Below are 17,005 nucleotides of genomic sequence, written 5' to 3' on the forward strand. Positions count from 1 at the left end.
CAGTGTGGCTGATCATCCTCTCAGACCAGCTAGGGATCGTCGCCTTGGTGAGCCATTACCTCACCAACTAGCTAATCCCACCTAGGCATATCTTGACGCGAGAGGCCCGAAGGTCCCCCTCTTTGGCCCGTAGGCATTATGCGGTATTAGCCATCGTTTCCAATGGTTATCCCCCACATCAAGGCAATTTCCTAGGCATTACTCACCCGTCCGCCGCTCGACGCCGTTATCGTTCCCCGAAGGTTCAGACAACTCGTTTCCGCTCGACTTGCATGTGTTAGGCCTGCCGCCAGCGTTCAATCTGAGCCATGATCAAACTCTTCAATTTAAGATTTTGTCGACTCAATGAATACTGATTACATTCTCTTCGCTTAATAAAAAGCTAAGTAATGTTGAATTGACTGTGCCGAATCTTACGATTCGAATTGGTCACTCAGTTCATTGAAATCAAGTTGAAACCGAAGTTTCATTTTTGATATTCATCAACGAGTGCCCACACAGATTGATAGGTTTAAATTGTTAAAGAGCTTTGCTTATCGAAACTTTCTTTTTACAAAGAAACCCTTGAAAGCGGACGTGAATTCTAGCGATTTAATCTTAAGTGTCAAACACTTTTTAAAATTAATTTCTTTCGAACTTTCCGTCTTACTGATTACTGCTGAAGCCTTGTGGCGTCTGCCGTGTCAGTGAGGCGGCATTATAGAGATCATCGAAAACATGGCAACCCCTTTTTTAATAAAAATTCAAAAAAACTGTTTAAGTGTTTACTTTTGCGTCAAAAGGCTCTTTCGTCGCTCAAAGCTCATACAATAACAGGCATATTCCTCAAAACTTTGTGATTAAATCTCTCGAAAAGGATTCTATATCTAACTCTATACCCCATTTTTTACTCAGCTCTACGATGTTATCTAGGGAGTTCTGCACCGTCGTTATCGTCAATGTGTTGTTATCTAGGTCGTATACTTGTTTTTGTGTGGTGTAATAGAAGTACAGAATGGCCAACGCATCTTGGTCACCTTGCTTAGCCTTCGCTTGAATTCGCTTTAGTTTTCGATAAATTTGATTGTGGATTTGTTTAAGGTTCCACACGTACACCGCTTCCTTGAAGTATTCATGTCCTTTTACGCGACTCGCAATAAAAGCATTTAGCGCTACAGACAAGATCACTCCAAGCACGTTTAAATGGAAATTGCCCGTTGATTCACCAGCAATCGAATTTGTTGTGCCAAATAAGTCAATCAGTATGGTGCCGAATACGATTGCAAACACTGCAAGTGATCCAACTAAACCCACCAACAACAGGTTCATCTTCTTTCTATATTCTTCTTTATCTATTTTCTGCAACTTCATCGACTACTTCCTTCTGCAAGCCACCTAATAATTTGCGCATACTATCTATGTAAACAATCGGTCGCTTCAACCTTTACCATCTTGTAATGTGGTCATTCTCTATTTAATACGTTGAGTTCTTGAAGTTAGCGCTATAAGCAACTCTATTTGACTTCATTAATAGAAAAGAGTTACATACCGCCACAATTTTGGTTATTCATCAATTCATGTTGCTAAAGCTCGTTTCGCTTTATCACATACTGACAAGGTACATTCTATGCGTTCATTTGTATTACGCGCTCGCGCAGCCCCTACGGAGAGTAAACTTATCTTAGAAGGCGTTGGACAAGATGCTCATACTGAGATTCTGGCTCATACTCTGATGAACACGATCTTCGTTGCCCAGTCTCACCGTGAGAATGTCACCGTACACCTTGTATTAGAAAGTACTAAAGACTTTTCACGTACAATTACATTCGATTCTAATGAGATCACTAATATTGGTGGTTTCCATGAGTCGGCGTTGTTGTCAGCGGTAGTAAGAGCGGTTGACGCTTCTCAAGGTATGACTAAAGAACAGACGCGTCAGGTTGAACCGGGCATCACAGTTCGCACTATGAGTTTTGAAAAGCTGGTTAAAGAACTGGCTGAAGACCACCAGCTGTACATGATGGATAAAAAAGGTGACTTTATCCGTGATGCAGAGATTGCTGAAAACCCATGTTTCCTTCTGACTGATCACATCCCTATGCCTAAGAAAAGCTACAACAGCTTAAAACGCTTAGGAACAGAGAAAATCAGCTTAGGTCCAAACATGCTATTCGCTTCTCAGTGTGTCGTGTTAATCAACAACGAATTGGATATCCGCGGTTTCTAAACTAGATAACACGAAATCCAATTAACAAAGCCCGGTTGTTTGCCGGGCTTTTAGTTTTTTATGTACAGGTAACACCTTCGTTTAATGTTTCGCAAGCTCTACCCTCACATGAGATCTCGCATTAATGTCTCGTATTGCTCTGACGCTAAGACGACTAAATGATTGAGTTCTTTCGCGTCGTCCTCAGCTAACAGAAGTTGCCAATCAGTTTGTTGACCATTTTCATCTCGCCCAACTACTTTGATCTTGCCCCGTTCGCTTTCAAACAATAAATTTCGAAAATCGGTGTCATGTTGCTCATGACATTCCAAGATCTTAAACTCCAAGTTTCCTGTTGGTCTCACTTTTATGTGCGCATGAAAATGTTGCTGATTTTGTAACTCATACTCCCTATGTATTTCAAACATACTCCCTCCTATAAATCTTAACCTAAGCTAGTAAGCGGTCTTCGATACTTTCCCCGCCCTTTAAAGGTCTATTCCCCCAGTGGGTATCTATACAAAGTGTAGGCTTCAAATTTCAGTACTAGTGCAAAATCAGCCTGCTGTTTGATACTAGACAAAATAGCGTTCAGTATTGTCACACCTCGATTGATCTTTCTTGACGGGTATAAACCAACTCAAGAGTCAAGTAGAGCTCACCAAACACCTAATTTATAAAACTTGCGCTCGGTTCCATTTCTCTGACCTGTTGGTCTGACCTTTAAGAATATTATGACGTTTAGCTCCAAGCTTTTGATTCGATAGTTATACTTTCCATAATTTCGGTGAATTTATATAAGGGAATGTATGTCGATTTTTACCGTGTTCTTCTGTGGTACAGGCTCCAATTCAGAAGATAATAACCATAAGAACTATGTGTCTGGCGAGCTGATATCAACATTGGCGAAGAATACTACTGGGCGAGACATGATTGACTATATCCAAGTGGACGGTGTTGGTAGCGGAAACCAAAACGAATGGTTGAAGCAAGGCAAGGACGATACATACTCTACGATTAGAGGGACTCTGCAAGGCAAAGGTATCGATAGCAACATGCGCCATGTATTGAACATCATACGTGGTAACCAGCAAGACAAAAATGACTACCTCAAACGAGCTAAAGGATTGCTCAGTGAATCCCGCCCAGCGAAATCCGCTTGGCCTTTTGCAACCAACCAGAAATATCAAGAATGGCTTAAAAACTCAAAAGAGTTAGCCGCCGATCTAAAACACGGTATTGCCGCTCGTCAACAAAACATAGCGATTGAGCGCCAGAGCAAACCGATCAGCCAAGTGAACATCGTTGGCTGGAGCCGTGGTGGTGTCAGTTGCTTTGAGCTGGCGAACCGTATGCTCAAAGATCCAGAACTTAGCCATATCCCAGTCAATATTTTCGCTTGTGACCCTGTACCAGGGGGAATGAACGCGTTCAAGGATTACAAGTCACTTGGTAAAAACGTAAAACAGATCGTTTGCGTATTTGCGGAAGACGAACGTTCCCTAGCGTTCAAAGCAAGAATGCCCCGCTTATCTCGCTCAACCCAATATTACACCACCTATATGCCAGGCCGACACGGCACCTTAGTTGGTAATGCCAATACCTCTGGCGGAAGCAAAGGTGCAGGTTTACTGACAGGCCCAGGGCTTGTAACCCGAGACTTTATGGAAAAAGTATTAACAGGATGGGGAACCAAGCTTAAAGGCAGCTCAACGCTGAACTTTTCAAGGCAGCGTATTATTGAGTTATACGAACAGATGCGTAGCCACGAAGAATACTTCAATAAAATGCACGGCATAACCTACACCGCTAAGAATCGACTGTTTTGGACAAGCAAAGACCGAATCGGACAGCAGAGAGAGCGTCGCTTTGGTATTCCAATGTATCGTTTTCAGTTTCCCGGTATAACCAATAACTATGGCGATGCAATCAATCGTCACCACTGCGATGTGTTAGCGACCAATGCGTTCGCGACAAAAGGCACCTCTTCTGCACTGCCTAACTCTGTGTAATGTTGCGTTGCTGCTTTCCTTTAAAAACAAAAAGAGCTCAACAATGTGAGCTCTTTTTATTAACTATACTTTCGTAGCGATGGTTTTATCTAAAATTAACCAAAGATAAAGGTGTATAGGTAACCTGCACCAATCGCCATACTTAGTATTACGAATAGGAAGGCCGCAATCATCTGATTTTTGAAGATAGACTTAAGCAGAATAACTTCTGTCAAGCTCGCACCCGCACTACCAATGATCAACGCCATTACAGAACCTAGAGCCATACCCTTTTGTACTAATGCAGCACTCAGTGGAATCACAGCTTCAGCACGAATGTACAGTGGAATACCAATTACAGCTGCGATTGGAATCGCGTACCACTTACCTTCACCTGCATATTCAGCAATCAAGTCAGTTGGAATGAAGCCATAGATAAATGAACCAATTGCGATACCCATCATCAAGTAAGGGAACACTTGTTTGAAGTCTTTCCAAGTTGAGAACCAGATTCTTACCCAACGGCTAGGTTCTTTCTTCTCAACAACTGTTGCTGTCGCTGTACCGTCAGCCGAGCAGCATGATACTTCTACTTTCGGCTCTTCTTTCTTAGTGCCACAACATGCGCTCTCTTTTGCCATTACTGGTACAGGTTCAGCACATGCGCTTGTACCACATGAAGATTCCGCTTTTGCTGGCTCTGCTTTCTTAGGTGCAGAGTCACCACAACTAGTACCACAGCTTGAAGATGAACCTGTTGATTCATACGCTTCTGCTTTTACGTAACGCTCAAAGCCTAATTTCTCCAGTGTGTAACCTGCTACTACCGATACCGTCATTGCGACTAAGAAGTAGAACGCTGCCACTTGCCAGCCAAAGGTAATCACGAACAAACCAATGATCACTGGGTTCAATAGTGGACTACCAAATAGGAACACCATCATTGGACCAAAACCCGCTCGTGCACGTAGCAAACCTTTTAGGAAAGGAATCGTCGAACATGAACAGAAAGGCGTAATCGCACCGAGTAGTGCGGCAATCACATAGCCCTTACCGTTACGTGAGCTCAAGATAGATTGAATCTTCTCGGGCGTAAGGAACTCTTGAAGAATCCCAACGATGTAGCTAATCGCCAAGAAAAGGATGATGAGTTCTACTGCTAAGAAAGCGAACATATCCAGCGCGTCTTTTAGCATTGTTAACATTTCATTGCTCATAATTAACTCCAAACAGGATTGAAGGTCGAACTCTATGAGGAAAGTACCCGACCCTTAATTTCGAATATTCTCGAATTATAGAAATAAATAGTTACAGATTAAGTTTTATTTCCATAAAAATCGAAATAAATTTCAAACAAGCGGCCTTTCAATGACTTACGTATTCATTGTTTTTAGATTTGAATTAAACTTTCATTTCGACTATTATCGAAATTAAATCTTGAGGAGTTAATATGAACTTAGAAGTCGTAGCAAAAGCACTTAAAGAGCTAGGCCACCCAATTCGCCTTAGTATCTATAAGAGTGTTGTAAAAGCTGGCTACCAAGGCATTGCGGTTGGCGGCCTACAAGAAGAACTCGGTATCCCCGGTTCTACTTTGTCTCATCACATATCAAGCCTTGCCTCAGCGGGCCTTATAAGCCAAAGACGTGAAGGCAGAACTCTCTTTTGTGTCGCAGAGTATGAATGCCTAGAAGGGGTTATTGGTTTCTTACAAGACGAGTGTTGCGTAAATGAACAGTGCAAATAACACATCTTTAAACTTAGAGCAGGTGTGGGCTGAATATCAGCAGACATTAAAAGCATTCCTCCACTCTAAAGTCAGTAATACCGCCGATGTAGAAGATTTGCTGCAAGAGATCTTAATTAAGACTTTTCAGAACCTGCACAAAGTGCAAGATGCGAGCAGTGTTAAATCGTGGCTATTTCAATTAGCTAATAACACAATTATCGACTTCTACCGGAAACATGCTCGTCAACAACGTGATAGCAAAATTGATGCGGACGATTTATGGTTTGCAGATTTAGACCACAATGAAGAGTTCAAACAGAAGTTGTCTTTGTGTATTGAACCCTTCATCCAAGCGTTGCCTGAGCAAAGTGCCTCGCTATTGCTTGCCGTTGATATCAAGGGCCAAAGCCAGAAAGCGCTAGCAGAAGAGCAAAACGTCAGTTATTCCACCATTAAATCTCGCGTTCAGAAAAGCCGTGGCGATCTTAAGAATCTATTTGAACAGTGCTGCAACTTGTCGCTAGACAAACAAGGTAATGTGATTGATTGCGAGCTCAAACCGGAATCCGGTTGTGGCAACTGCTAAGTGTTGAATGACTATCTTCATAGAACAAAGCCAGCTATTGATGCTGGCTTTGTTGTTTTCTATTGCTTGTAATATAGGCTTAAACTCAATTTCGCTAAGCCGCTTCCGCTTTTACAACCGGTTGATAGCGCCCCGGTTTATGATTCATCGCGAGAATCAGGTTGGTGACTACTGCACCCAACACAGACAAGAGTATTAGTGGTGCATCAACGATAAACAGTGAAAGCACCACAATGGTACAGTCTAATGCCATCTGAACCTTTCCTGCTCGAATCCCAAAACGTTCTTGTAAGAACAGCGCCAGAATATTAAAGCCGCCCAAGCTCATCTTATGACGGAAAATCACCAACATACCAGTGCCAATTAATCCACCGCCAAGTAATGCTGCATACAGTGCATGAATCTCGGCGATCTGAATCACGTGATATAAGTGATCCACTGCGAACGAAACTATCGAAACAGCAATAAAAGTATTGATTGTGAAACGCCACCCCATACGAGCGACGGATAAAATATAGAAAGGTAAGTTTAGTGCGAAGAACACTTGGCCAAAGCTTAGGTCTGTTACTTTGGTAATGAAAATTGCTAGACCAGCGGTGCCTCCGGTTAGCAAGCCGACTTGATTGAAAAAGATAACGCCAAGTGAAACCAGTGCGCTACCTAAGATCAGTGCCAGCAAGTTTTCGCGAAAGTTATGATCTTTATCCATGTGAATGACTCTCCCTGAATCTTTTAACATCGCGTTTCAGTCATGTTGAAACGATTTACGCCCAAATTTACGATGTTTAACAGATAAGTCGAGCGAGAGACCAATCTTATACGGTAATTAGTTTGTATATTAGTTTTTACAGTTATGTGAAATATCTCAATAAAGCATATAGTTACAGAGACGACACTAAGTATCCATATTGAATTACTGGCTTCTTCCTTGGAATCGTTGAGTGCCGAGTTTTCCCATTTCTTAGTCACATTTCCCTCTCAGATCAGCAGCGTGTAAATCTATGCATGAAACGCATAGACTAAATCACAAATTGTCATTTGATACATATCCTCCCCATCATTATGATGCGCGACTTCTTACAACATCGAGCGCATGTAAACACCTTATGTTTTCACAATCTCTTTTTGCTCAACTGGCCAGAATGACGTTATTCCTCGTCATTAGTTTGGTTATTGTGCATCACAGTCAGCCACTGATTGATCTTTTGGCTCAGCACGCCGTGAGTAGTGGCTGCCACCAGCAATCAGGGCACGAGCATCATCATGACATGACTGAACAAAACATGTCTGCGCAAGACCACTCACATCACCACCATTAATTAAAGAGTATTAGAATGAGCATTTTCCGTTTTCCTTTACTGGTATGGCTTGGGATCGGCACACTTATTATCAGTCTAGGGATCAGACAATCATTCGGCATTTTCATGATGCCAATTTCAGAGCATTTCGGCACCGGTCGTGAGTTTTTCAGCTTCGCTATTGCTCTACAGAACCTATTGTTCGGTGTGTTCCAACCTTTTGTTGGCATGGCTGCAGACAAATGGGGAGCAAGGCGCATCATTATTGCTGGCGCATGTGCTTACGGTTTGGGTTTACTTCTTACCTCAATTTCTACCGAATCGAGCATGCTTTACGTTTCGCTAGGCGCACTGGTTGGCCTTGGACTGAGTGCAACAAGCTATGTGATCGTATTGGGTGCAGTAGCGAAAGTAGTACCAGCAGAACACGCCGCTAAAGCATTTGGTTTAACTACGGCTGCGGGTTCATTTGGCATGTTTGCTGTGATTCCGGGCGCGCAATACATGTTGAACGAATTTGATTGGCAGAGTGCGATGCAAGTGTTTGCTGTGCTGTGCTGCGTGATGATCTCATTTGCACTTTTCATGCGAGCGCCAAAAGTTGCAACGAGTAAACAAACGCAAGTGGAAGACAATCAAACATTGAAAGAAGCGCTGTTAGAAGCCTTCTCTCACAGAGGTTACTGGTTAATTCATGCTGGTTTCTTCGTGTGTGGCTTCCACGTAATGTTTATTGCTACGCATTTACCAAGCTATCTAGCTGACAAAAACTTACCAGCGAGCAGCGCAGCAATGGCATTGGCTTACGTTGGTATCTTCAACATCTTCGGTTCTTACTTCTGGGGTGTGATGGGCGACAAGTTCAGCAAGCGTCATGTGATGTCTGCACTTTACTTAGTTCGAACTGTGGTTATCGGTGCGTTTGTCACTCTGCCAGTGACAGAATCGACCGCTGCAATCTTCGGTGCTGCAATTGGCTTCTGTTGGCTTGGTACGGTTCCACTGACTTCTGGTTTAGTTCGTCAGATCTTTGGAGCTCGCTACCTATCGACTCTGTACGGTTTGGTGTTCTTCACTCACCAAGTAGGTAGCTTCTTAGGTGCTTGGGTTGGCGGTCGTATTTACGATTACTACGGATCTTACGAACCAATCTGGTGGTCGACGGTAGTACTGGCATTTGCCGCAGCGCTTATCCATTTACCGATCAATGACAAACCAATTGAGCGTCTGAAATTGGCAATGGCTTAACGTTTAATACTGACTCCCCCAATCAGTAACAGCGATAAGCAATCCAATGAGAGAGTGGATATTGAATGGACTAGTTTCTGAGATATCCGCTCTCTTTTTTATTGGACGCAAAAACTGACTACGCTACTAGCGAAACTTGCATAAACCTCACTGAATATTAAGACTATTTCTACCGTTTTAATTTATAGTATCCATTCGCTCCTTTAGAACTTACTCGCAGGCCTATGGAATACCTAAATCAGACTGCCTTTATCGCAATGGCACTCATTTTTGTTGGTTCGTTTGTACAAACCGCCATCGGTTTTGGCTTGGCTGTTGTCGCCGCACCATTGCTGTTTTTGGTCTCGCCAGACTATGTCCCTGCGCCTATCTGCCTCATTGGACTTTTTATCTCGGTATTCAACGCATTAAAACACCGCGCAAATATTTCTATTGGCGGACTCAAAGTCGCACTGTTGGGTCGAATCCCAGGCTCATTGGCAGGAGGTGCTTTGTTGGTGATGGTGTCAACGAGCGTATTGTCACTGTGGCTAGGATTACTGGTAGTGTTTGCCGTGATTGTAAGCCTACTGCCGTTTAGATTAGAGCCAACACCCGCCAAGATGGGGATTGCAGGATTTTTCTCAGGGTTCTTTGGGACAAGTTCGGGTATTGGGGGACCGCCGATGGCGTTGCTGCTTCAACACCAAGACGCTAACCAACTCCGTGGTAATCTTTCTGCTTTCTTTGTATTTAGCTCAATCATTTCATTAGTTGTGCAGATCCCGATTGGCTTCTTCACGCTTCACCATTTGATCATCACAATACCCTTGCTGCCCGCAGCTTGGTTTGGCTACAAAGTGGCTATGATGACCACTCAAACGATTTCGAAAGAGAAGATACGTATCGCTTCTTTACTGCTATGTTCTATCAGTGGCTTGACGGCTATTTGGCAAGGCTTAGCTGGCTAACTTCAAGCGGTATCCTAAATAAACACCACCAGCACCGAACTATTGAGAGGGCGCTCTATGACATACGATGAATTCAATGCTTTTTGCGAGTCACAAGCTGCTACTAGCTATGTCATGCAATGGAACAATTCACACGTTTGGAAGGTGGGTGGTAAGGTGTTTGCGATTGGAGGTTGGGGACCGAACGACGAGCCTGCATTTATCTTTAAGGCATCTGATCAGAATTTCGATTTTCTCAAAGAAGAGCCAGGGTATAAACCCGCACCCTACTTTGCTTCGCGTGGCATGAAGTGGATTCAGCTGTTTGAGAGCACACCAGAAAGGGATGAAGAATTGAGATACTACCTCACGGAGTCTCACCGAATCGTCTCTTTGGGACTAACCAAAAAGAAACAAGCAGAACTCGGGCTCAATCAATAGCCAGAGATTCCGCTTGTTAAACGAAAGCCAAATTGCTTTTGGGAACTAACTTGTTTTTAATAACTTATTTGCTTTAAAAACTAAGTTACTTTTAACAACGAAGCTCTTCTTGAATGGTTAAGCCGTTCTGAGGAATTTAGGTAATAAAGGTTCTATTTTTTGCGTTGGCACCAGTGGTACTAATAGGTAGATTAAGCCTGCAAAAGCAATAGATGCCGCTAAGTCTTCAGGACGATGCATACCAAGCCAAACGCGGCTATAAGCTACACCACCAGCCCAAGCTAGCATGCTGCCTACAAGGTAAAAACGCTTCGCTTCTAAGAACAACCCACCAAAGAATGCTAAGCAAACACCCACGAAAATCATGTGTCCTGATGGAAATGAATAGTCTGTTTCGCCAAGCCAATGACGCGTTCGCCATTCGCTGACCTTATCTTCTACTGACTCAATGACCACGTTCTTTTCTTCTAGTGGCAATTCATAAAACAACTCCGGCATATCAACCACTTCTTGGGTAACTAAGTACTCAGTATATGGGCGCGGACTCTCCGTTGATGATTTAAGGAATGTCTTCGCTGCAAAGCTTAACACCAATAAAACACCGAGCTGCAAACAAAGGCTCACTAATTTTGCTTTTGAGAACTTTAATGTCAGCACCAATAAAGAGAGAACTGCGAGTGTGATTAGGAACCCTTGATTACCCGCTGAATAAGTCACGAATGTCATCACCGCACCATAGAAAGGCAATACGGCACTTCCAAGGTCGAAATGAGATCCAAAGATCAAAAAGGGAACGAGAGAATACAAGCTTAAAACGAGCAGCAGTAAGCCTTTGGATTTGTTAGAGAACAGAGAAGTCATGGCTAAGGTCTTTTGGATAAAGTGGTCGGATGCTATCGCAGCTTAGCACCGCCAATATCAATTTTTTGTAAAAACGCTCAGTAAGACGTCGTAGCGCAATAAACTTCATTTATTCGAGTCGCTTTATTATTGGTTACGTGAAACACCGCACTACAACCCATCAGCAGCAACACCCTTATTTCACATTCCAATAGCAAATGGCGGGAACCAAGCTAGCCCATAATAAAGCACCCTGCCTGCGTTCTGCTGATAAAGTGAACACTTACCGGTTTGAAAGCGATGAATCTAAAAAACTTTGCTGTGAGTCCTTTAAATCCAGTATTGAAAGGATTACCATCTGGTCTGCTTTCATAGCAAAACAAATTATTAATTTTTATTCTCAGGGCGGGGCGAAATTCCCCACCGGCGGTATGTCCTTAGCAAAATCTAAAGATAAGCCCGCGAGCGCTCGATTCGTCGAGGTCAGCAGATCTGGTGAGATGCCAGAGCCGACGGTTATAGTCCGGATGAGAGAGAATGGAAAGACACTCGTTTAAGTTGGAAAGGCGTACCTGTTTATTGGGTTCATGCCCCCAACTCAGACGTGTGCATTTCGTTTTGGATAAAACCATGATGAACCGACTTGTAATGAGTTGGCTTTGTTGTGTTCGTTGAGATCCCTCATACAGCCCTGATTCTGGTGATATTTTAGGAGTTTAACCATGAATCAGTCTTCACTACTTGCCGAATTTGGCGAACCAATCACTCGTGTTGAAAACGCACTGCAAGCTTTGCGCGAAGGTCGTGGCGTACTTTTACTTGACGATGAAGATCGTGAGAACGAAGGCGACATCATCTACTCAGTAGAACACCTAACTAATGCTCAAATGGCACTTATGATCCGTGAATGCAGCGGCATTGTGTGTCTGTGTCTAACTGATGATCAAGCTAACCAACTTGACCTTCCACCTATGGTTGTTGATAACAACAGCGCAAACCAAACTGCGTTTACTGTGACTATTGAAGCAAAAGTTGGCGTTACAACAGGTGTTTCTGCCGCTGACCGTGTTACTACGATCAAAACAGCTGCAAACCCGACAGCGAAACCGACTGACCTTGCTCGCCCTGGTCACGTATTCCCATTACGCGCTCGCAAAGGTGGCGTACTTGCTCGCCGCGGTCACACAGAAGGTACTGTGGACCTAATGCAAATGGCAGGTCTTCAACCAGCAGGTGTATTATGTGAAGTTACTAACCCAGATGGCACAATGGCAAAAGCGCCAGAGATTGTTGCTTTCGGTAAACTACACAACATGCCAGTTCTGACCATTGAAGATATGGTGATGTACCGCAACGAGTTCGCTCTTAAGCTTGCATAAGGCTTAGTGCTTAATGACTCCCTTTGTAAGTCATTGAGCGTCGGATAAATATCGAAAGGCCTCATTCTTTAATGCTGTTTCTAGTGAGCAGCATTAAAGAGTGAGGCCTTTTTAATTTCCCTTATGGCAAGAAAAGTCAGCTCTGAAATCAAAGATACGTTCCAGTTCTGACGGATTACCTCTCAAAAAATCCTGCAAAATATGAGAAAAACTAACTCGAATGGTGAAGTCATGCACCAACGTTGATCATTCAAAAATAGCACATAAATATAAGTCATTGAAATATAACACTTATCAATTCTGGCACAGTGTCTGCACTACCACTAAATAGGTATTCAGATATTGGAGGTCGAATATGTTTGTAGTTATTTCAGTGGGTTTATCCATAGCAGTGCTTGCCACTCTGTTCTATTTCTCCAGAAAGAGACAGACTGCGCTATCACACAGGTTTGAGACCTTAGTTCTACTCAGAGAGCTGCTGTTGCTGTCACGAAAACACCGTGCAGCGACGCATTACGCTTTAGCTTGTAAATTATCTAGTAGCTCAATTCGCAGAGTAAATGAGGTATACGACAACATACTAGAGGTGTCTGAACTGCTTCAATCGCACGTCTCATTTGATAGCCGACCCATGTATCGCATCTACCACCTCAAGCTCATCGCAATGCACAGTGATTGGCAAAACCGCAGCTTGGTTCGCAACCAATCGATTCATGGTAAAACCATTCGCCACTGTATGTTCTTAATGGATGAGGTGATGATCGTATGGTTAACTCAATCAGAGCGTGAAGACATGAGCCGTGAGTATCACATGAACTGGCAGCAAATCTTAGATTGCATGGATGTTCTGACTAAACTTCGTTTATGTATCCCAGAAATTACAGTTACTGATAGCGAAAAGCCGGAAGAATATTTGAGGTTTAAGTTCTACGCGTCTCAGATGCATCGAAAGCTTAACCAACTATCAATAATTTGCCCTATTAGCACTGGCTCACCCGTTTTTTCACGAGCAATGCATTCGCTCGCGGAGATCTCTTCAAGCAGTGAACTAACTCAGCCAGCAGATAGCATGTATGAACTAACCAGTGATATATCTCGTGCCGTTTCGCAAGTCTATGATCAGGTGCTGTCTGAAATAGCCAAGAGCTTGTATCAGCCTTTACCAGAAATCAATGGAAAGACAGTAAATACCCGATTATCCGAACATGGGTATGTATAACGGCTTCGTGAGAGGAGAGCGTGCTGGAACTCTGAATTATTGAGTTCAAATCCGATATCACCATTGATATCGGATTTTTGTAGTTATGTGCCGACGAACTCTATCGTGAATCTTCACTTAGCTAGCTTATTCAAACATCATTAGACCTGATATCCTTCGACCAAGCTTCTGCTGCAAAATCAATGAACTGACGCACGGCAGGAAGCTGATAGCTTCGAGATAAATACACGGCCCAAAGCACGCTGCTGGGTGAAACAAAACCCTCTAACACTCGCTTCAATTGACCATCTGCAATCAATGGGTTAGCTAGGTCACAAGGCAAACGAACTACCCCTTTTCCATGCAGGGCTGCCCGAGTTAGCACTCCAACATCATTGGCTATAATCGAACCAGACACCTCAACCGAATAGTGTTGATTGTCCTTAACGAAGTCCCACTTGGAAACATTCAAATGCCGAAAGCAATTGTGCTGCCTGAGATCTTCAACCGTTTCAGGTTCACCATGTTTATCTAAATAAGCTGATGAAGCACATACCACGGAATCAATTTCCATTAGCTTTCGAGCAATTAAACTATCGTCCGGTTGATCGGTATAGCGAAGTGCAATATCGATCCGCTCATCCACCAGCTGAGTAAAACGGTCAGAAGCAAACAATTCAACCGTAATATACGGATGCAGCTCAATAAACTGTTCAACCACATCCAAGAGCATGTTTTGAGTTAAGCCAATAGGCGCAGCAATTCGAATGGTTCCTGAAAGGTCGTCCATCTGATTAAGAGCGGTCACTTCAAGTTCGGCGGCTTCATGAAGGATTTTCTCGCAACGCTGCAACGCGATTTCTCCTGCAGCCGTTAAGCTCACCTTACGAGTGGTTCTGTGCAACAGCCTTTGCTTTAACCACCCTTCTATCTCTTGAACATGACGTGACACCTGTAATCTGCTCATATCCAAATGCTCAGCCGCTTGGGTGAAGCTGGCACAATTTGCGACTTCGACAAAGCTACGCATCGCCGTCAATCTATCCATCACACTCTCTCCGAGCGGTTTAACCGCTAATTCAACCTTATTAGCTAACTATATAGATACAATCTACATCATTTTCTGATATTTATCGCAACTTAGTGAGCTATTAGACTGCAATGGCTGTCGAGAAAACGACTCAATAAATTAGATAATTGGAGAGACATTATGAAAATTGCAGTACTAGGCGCATCAGGTTGGATTGGTAGTCACATTGCTCAAGAAGCTCAATTTCGTGGTCATGAGGTCGTCGCTGTCGTAAGAGATGCAAGCCGTGTGGAAACCAAAGACATTGAAGTTCGTTCATTTGATTTACAAGACGATGCAGCAAACTTATCAACTGCATTCTCCGGCGTTGATGCAGTTATTGCTTCCATTGGCGGACGTGCTCTGGGCAATCACGACATCGTAAAAAACACTGCGACTAAGTTGTTGGAAAAATTACCAAGTATCGGCATCGAGCGCTTGTTGTGGGTTGGTGGTGCAGGTTCATTAGAAGTGGCGCCAAACGTACCGCTAGTGACCGTTCCAGATTTCCCTTAAGAATATAAAAATGAAGCCTTAGCGCAAGGCGAAGCCCTTGAAGTATTCAAGCAATCTAAAAGCGAAGTTAACTGGACTTTTGTTAGCCCTGCAGCAGAAATATTCCCAGGTGAAAAGCTATCGACCTACCGTACAGGTGGCGACCAACTGCTCACAGACGAAGATGGCAACAGCAAAATATCAGTCAGCGATTACGCTATCGCGATGATTGATGAACTCGAGGCCGGTAAGTTCCCGCGCCAACGCATTGGAGTCGCTTACTAACCATCTCATCAATGGACCAGTACGACTATCTGGCTTGCCTGATTGCCGCTTAGATCCACTGATTAAGCGGCATTTTCACTTTCTCCCTAACTTACTATCCATAGGTTGGCACCTTTTGATAGCAGCCTGTCGTGATGCGCGAGTGCGTGGCGCGATGAGGTACCCTACCATTTACCCCGTCAGCAACAATAATCAAAACAACGGGGAAAACCTATGAACACTTCAAACATTGCTTTAATCACTGGTGCATCAGGTGGTATCGGCCTTGAACTGGCAAAAATTCACGCAAAAAAAGGTGGGGACCTTGTTCTTGTTGCTCGAACACTGCCAAAGCTCGAATCACTAAAGGTCGAGATTGAAAAACAATATAACGTTTCTGTTCATGTAATTTCTGAAGATCTGAGTGACCCTCAAAGCCCTCAGCGAATCTTCGATTACACAGAAAACCATGGACTTGAGATAAGCACTCTAATCAACAACGCTGGCTTTGGTGGTCATGGTCTATTTCATAAGCGAGTGCTAGATGCTGATTTGTCGATGATTCAAGTAAACATCAATGCACTGGTATCACTGACTCACTTGTATCTTCAAGGTATGGTCGAACGTAATCATGGCAAAATATTGAACGTGTCATCAACCGTCTCTTTCTTACCCGGTCCACTACAAGCAGTGTATTATGCGACCAAATCATTCGTCACTTCATTCTCTCAAGCTATTGCTCAAGAAGTCGAAGACAACAACATTACTGTCACAGCTCTGTGTCCTGGCACTGTGAAAACAGGCTTCGTAGAAGCAGGCGATCTCAAAGGCGTCGATGCTTGGAAAAATGCGAAGTCTCCTGAGTCTGTTGCACAAATTGGCTACCAAGCGATGGAAAAAGGCCAATTAGTTGCGTTTAATGAGAGAGGACTGCAGTTCATGCTGGAATGGTTGATTCCACTGCTACCAAGAAAAATGGTGCTAAAACTGTCTCGTCAATCAATGGAAAAACATTAAACCTATCAGCGAATCGCTCTTAATTGAGCGATCTAAGCCTAATCGGTTTAGAAGGATTTTATTATTTTTGACAAAGTCAGAGCGCTTTAAAAAGGTTCATCGCGGCTTTCCGGGGAAAGCCGCTTTTATCTTCAAGAAGAAGTAGTCTGTATCTCGATACCCATACCCCATTCGCTTGATTAACTTTATTTTGTTGTTTATCCCTTCCAATGTGCAGGTGTTGAGCGGATAACTTGCCGATCCAATAATACCGTGAAGATAAGGCCTCAGTTTTCGTGCGAACTCTTTCAATGGCTTAATTCCACTTTCTTGCACTTGTGCCCACCATACCTCCCA

Annotated in this window: 18 protein-coding genes, 1 rRNA gene, 1 pseudogene and 1 riboswitch; of the genes and pseudogenes, 12 read left to right on the plus strand and 8 right to left on the minus strand. The window is 43.4% G+C overall.

From position 1 onward, the window contains the following. Both L1D55_RS24955 and L1D55_RS24960 read right to left on the minus strand, forming a co-directional pair. Window positions 1–328 (minus strand): 16S ribosomal RNA (locus L1D55_RS24955); the annotation flags it as partial. A gap of 497 nt (window positions 329–825) precedes the next feature. Further along, window positions 826–1,350, minus strand: coding sequence for a DUF3087 family protein (locus L1D55_RS24960; protein WP_239919260.1), 525 nt, complete (start codon window positions 1,348–1,350; stop codon window positions 826–828). A gap of 256 nt (window positions 1,351–1,606) precedes the next feature. Here L1D55_RS24960 and trmY point away from each other — a divergent pair, with 256 nt between their 5' ends. Next, entirely contained in the window at window positions 1,607–2,206 is a 600-nt protein-coding gene (gene trmY / locus L1D55_RS24965) for a tRNA (pseudouridine(54)-N(1))-methyltransferase TrmY (protein WP_004733046.1), read from the plus strand. Window positions 2,207–2,310: 104 nt separating this feature from the next. Here the strand turns inward: trmY and L1D55_RS24970 are convergent, their stop codons facing one another. Then, window positions 2,311–2,613, minus strand: coding sequence for a hypothetical protein (locus L1D55_RS24970; RefSeq protein WP_239919261.1), 303 nt, complete (start codon window positions 2,611–2,613; stop codon window positions 2,311–2,313). A 381-nt stretch (window positions 2,614–2,994) separates the two neighbouring features. Here L1D55_RS24970 and L1D55_RS24975 point away from each other — a divergent pair, with 381 nt between their 5' ends. After that, window positions 2,995–4,197: a hypothetical protein gene (locus L1D55_RS24975; RefSeq protein WP_239919262.1), complete on the plus strand. Its 1,203-nt coding sequence runs from the start codon at window positions 2,995–2,997 to the stop codon at window positions 4,195–4,197. A 95-nt stretch (window positions 4,198–4,292) separates the two neighbouring features. Here the strand turns inward: L1D55_RS24975 and L1D55_RS24980 are convergent, their stop codons facing one another. Beyond that, window positions 4,293–5,393 (minus strand): permease, encoded by a 1,101-nt coding sequence (locus L1D55_RS24980; protein WP_239919263.1) that lies wholly within the window; start codon window positions 5,391–5,393, stop codon window positions 4,293–4,295. 233 nt (window positions 5,394–5,626) lie between these two features. Here L1D55_RS24980 and L1D55_RS24985 point away from each other — a divergent pair, with 233 nt between their 5' ends. Both L1D55_RS24985 and sigZ read left to right on the plus strand, forming a co-directional pair. Next, complete coding sequence (locus L1D55_RS24985) at window positions 5,627–5,923, plus strand: metalloregulator ArsR/SmtB family transcription factor (protein WP_004741113.1); 297 nt, start codon at window positions 5,627–5,629, stop codon at window positions 5,921–5,923. After that, window positions 5,907–6,491, plus strand: coding sequence for an RNA polymerase sigma factor SigZ (sigZ, locus tag L1D55_RS24990; protein WP_239919264.1), 585 nt, complete (start codon window positions 5,907–5,909; stop codon window positions 6,489–6,491). Before L1D55_RS24985 ends, sigZ begins: the two co-directional genes overlap by 17 nt. Window positions 6,492–6,585: 94 nt before the next feature. Here sigZ and L1D55_RS24995 read toward each other — a convergent pair whose 3' ends face one another. Further along, window positions 6,586–7,200 (minus strand): YitT family protein, encoded by a 615-nt coding sequence (locus tag L1D55_RS24995; protein ID WP_102424879.1) that lies wholly within the window; start codon window positions 7,198–7,200, stop codon window positions 6,586–6,588. 397 nt (window positions 7,201–7,597) lie between these two features. Here L1D55_RS24995 and L1D55_RS25000 point away from each other — a divergent pair, with 397 nt between their 5' ends. The 4 genes from L1D55_RS25000 (at window position 7,598) to L1D55_RS25015 (ending at window position 10,407) form a co-directional block, all read left to right on the plus strand. After that, window positions 7,598–7,810: a hypothetical protein gene (locus L1D55_RS25000; protein WP_080566570.1), complete on the plus strand. Its 213-nt coding sequence runs from the start codon at window positions 7,598–7,600 to the stop codon at window positions 7,808–7,810. 15 nt (window positions 7,811–7,825) lie between these two features. Continuing rightward, complete coding sequence (locus L1D55_RS25005) at window positions 7,826–9,037, plus strand: MFS transporter (RefSeq protein ID WP_239919265.1); 1,212 nt, start codon at window positions 7,826–7,828, stop codon at window positions 9,035–9,037. Between the two features lie 224 nt (window positions 9,038–9,261). Next, a complete protein-coding gene (locus L1D55_RS25010) occupies window positions 9,262–9,987 on the plus strand; it encodes a sulfite exporter TauE/SafE family protein (protein WP_239919266.1) in 726 nt (241 codons plus the stop codon). 57 nt (window positions 9,988–10,044) lie between these two features. After that, on the plus strand, window positions 10,045–10,407 hold the full coding sequence (locus L1D55_RS25015; protein ID WP_004741119.1) for an MmcQ/YjbR family DNA-binding protein: 363 nt from the start codon (window positions 10,045–10,047) through the stop codon (window positions 10,405–10,407). A 117-nt stretch (window positions 10,408–10,524) separates the two neighbouring features. On the opposite strand, the gene L1D55_RS25020 is transcribed toward L1D55_RS25015, so the two are convergent. Beyond that, the gene (locus L1D55_RS25020) at window positions 10,525–11,268 is read right to left on the minus strand and encodes a phosphatase PAP2 family protein (RefSeq protein WP_239919267.1); all 744 of its coding nucleotides are present in this window, start codon (window positions 11,266–11,268) and stop codon (window positions 10,525–10,527) included. A 371-nt stretch (window positions 11,269–11,639) separates the two neighbouring features. Beyond that, window positions 11,640–11,790, plus strand: a riboswitch (FMN riboswitch). A gap of 179 nt (window positions 11,791–11,969) precedes the next feature. Here L1D55_RS25020 and ribB point away from each other — a divergent pair. Continuing rightward, window positions 11,970–12,626 (plus strand): 3,4-dihydroxy-2-butanone-4-phosphate synthase, encoded by a 657-nt coding sequence (gene ribB, locus L1D55_RS25025; RefSeq protein WP_239919268.1) that lies wholly within the window; start codon window positions 11,970–11,972, stop codon window positions 12,624–12,626. 355 nt (window positions 12,627–12,981) lie between these two features. Next, on the plus strand, window positions 12,982–13,845 hold the full coding sequence (locus L1D55_RS25030) for a hypothetical protein (RefSeq protein ID WP_239919269.1): 864 nt from the start codon (window positions 12,982–12,984) through the stop codon (window positions 13,843–13,845). Window positions 13,846–13,975: 130 nt separating this feature from the next. Here the strand turns inward: L1D55_RS25030 and L1D55_RS25035 are convergent, their stop codons facing one another. Then, window positions 13,976–14,872 (minus strand): LysR family transcriptional regulator, encoded by an 897-nt coding sequence (locus L1D55_RS25035; protein ID WP_239919270.1) that lies wholly within the window; start codon window positions 14,870–14,872, stop codon window positions 13,976–13,978. A 162-nt stretch (window positions 14,873–15,034) separates the two neighbouring features. On the opposite strand from L1D55_RS25035, the pseudogene L1D55_RS25040 reads away from it, so the two are divergent. Beyond that, a pseudogene (locus L1D55_RS25040) lies at window positions 15,035–15,673 on the plus strand (NAD(P)-dependent oxidoreductase). A gap of 213 nt (window positions 15,674–15,886) precedes the next feature. Continuing rightward, complete coding sequence (locus L1D55_RS25045; protein ID WP_239919271.1) at window positions 15,887–16,669, plus strand: SDR family oxidoreductase; 783 nt, start codon at window positions 15,887–15,889, stop codon at window positions 16,667–16,669. 96 nt (window positions 16,670–16,765) lie between these two features. Here L1D55_RS25045 and L1D55_RS25050 read toward each other — a convergent pair. Next, window positions 16,766–17,005 (minus strand): transposase (locus tag L1D55_RS25050; RefSeq protein ID WP_239918106.1); only part of this gene is annotated, 240 nt, incomplete at its 5' end.

The organism is Vibrio sp. Isolate22 (genome assembly GCF_022398115.1).
In the GTDB taxonomy this organism is placed as follows: domain Bacteria; phylum Pseudomonadota; class Gammaproteobacteria; order Enterobacterales; family Vibrionaceae; genus Vibrio.

Bases quoted from the DNA above. Each gene is read 5' to 3' on its own strand.
- L1D55_RS25015 (WP_004741119.1), top strand. From the start codon at position 10,045: ATGACATACGATGAATTCAATGCTTTTTGCGAGTCACAAGCTGCTACT.
- L1D55_RS24980 (WP_239919263.1), bottom strand. From the start codon at position 5,393: ATGAGCAATGAAATGTTAACAATGCTAAAAGACGCGCTGGATATGTTC.
- L1D55_RS24960 (WP_239919260.1), bottom strand. From the start codon at position 1,350: ATGAAGTTGCAGAAAATAGATAAAGAAGAATATAGAAAGAAGATGAAC.
- L1D55_RS25020 (WP_239919267.1), bottom strand. From the start codon at position 11,268: ATGACTTCTCTGTTCTCTAACAAATCCAAAGGCTTACTGCTGCTCGTT.
- L1D55_RS25005 (WP_239919265.1), top strand. From the start codon at position 7,826: ATGAGCATTTTCCGTTTTCCTTTACTGGTATGGCTTGGGATCGGCACA.
- L1D55_RS25045 (WP_239919271.1), top strand. From the start codon at position 15,887: ATGAACACTTCAAACATTGCTTTAATCACTGGTGCATCAGGTGGTATC.
- L1D55_RS24975 (WP_239919262.1), top strand. From the start codon at position 2,995: ATGTCGATTTTTACCGTGTTCTTCTGTGGTACAGGCTCCAATTCAGAA.
- trmY (WP_004733046.1), top strand. From the start codon at position 1,607: ATGCGTTCATTTGTATTACGCGCTCGCGCAGCCCCTACGGAGAGTAAA.
- L1D55_RS24995 (WP_102424879.1), bottom strand. From the start codon at position 7,200: ATGGATAAAGATCATAACTTTCGCGAAAACTTGCTGGCACTGATCTTA.
- L1D55_RS24970 (WP_239919261.1), bottom strand. From the start codon at position 2,613: ATGTTTGAAATACATAGGGAGTATGAGTTACAAAATCAGCAACATTTT.
- ribB (WP_239919268.1), top strand. From the start codon at position 11,970: ATGAATCAGTCTTCACTACTTGCCGAATTTGGCGAACCAATCACTCGT.
- L1D55_RS25010 (WP_239919266.1), top strand. From the start codon at position 9,262: ATGGAATACCTAAATCAGACTGCCTTTATCGCAATGGCACTCATTTTT.
- L1D55_RS24985 (WP_004741113.1), top strand. From the start codon at position 5,627: ATGAACTTAGAAGTCGTAGCAAAAGCACTTAAAGAGCTAGGCCACCCA.
- L1D55_RS25035 (WP_239919270.1), bottom strand. From the start codon at position 14,872: ATGGATAGATTGACGGCGATGCGTAGCTTTGTCGAAGTCGCAAATTGT.
- L1D55_RS25000 (WP_080566570.1), top strand. From the start codon at position 7,598: ATGTTTTCACAATCTCTTTTTGCTCAACTGGCCAGAATGACGTTATTC.
- sigZ (WP_239919264.1), top strand. From the start codon at position 5,907: ATGAACAGTGCAAATAACACATCTTTAAACTTAGAGCAGGTGTGGGCT.
- L1D55_RS25030 (WP_239919269.1), top strand. From the start codon at position 12,982: ATGTTTGTAGTTATTTCAGTGGGTTTATCCATAGCAGTGCTTGCCACT.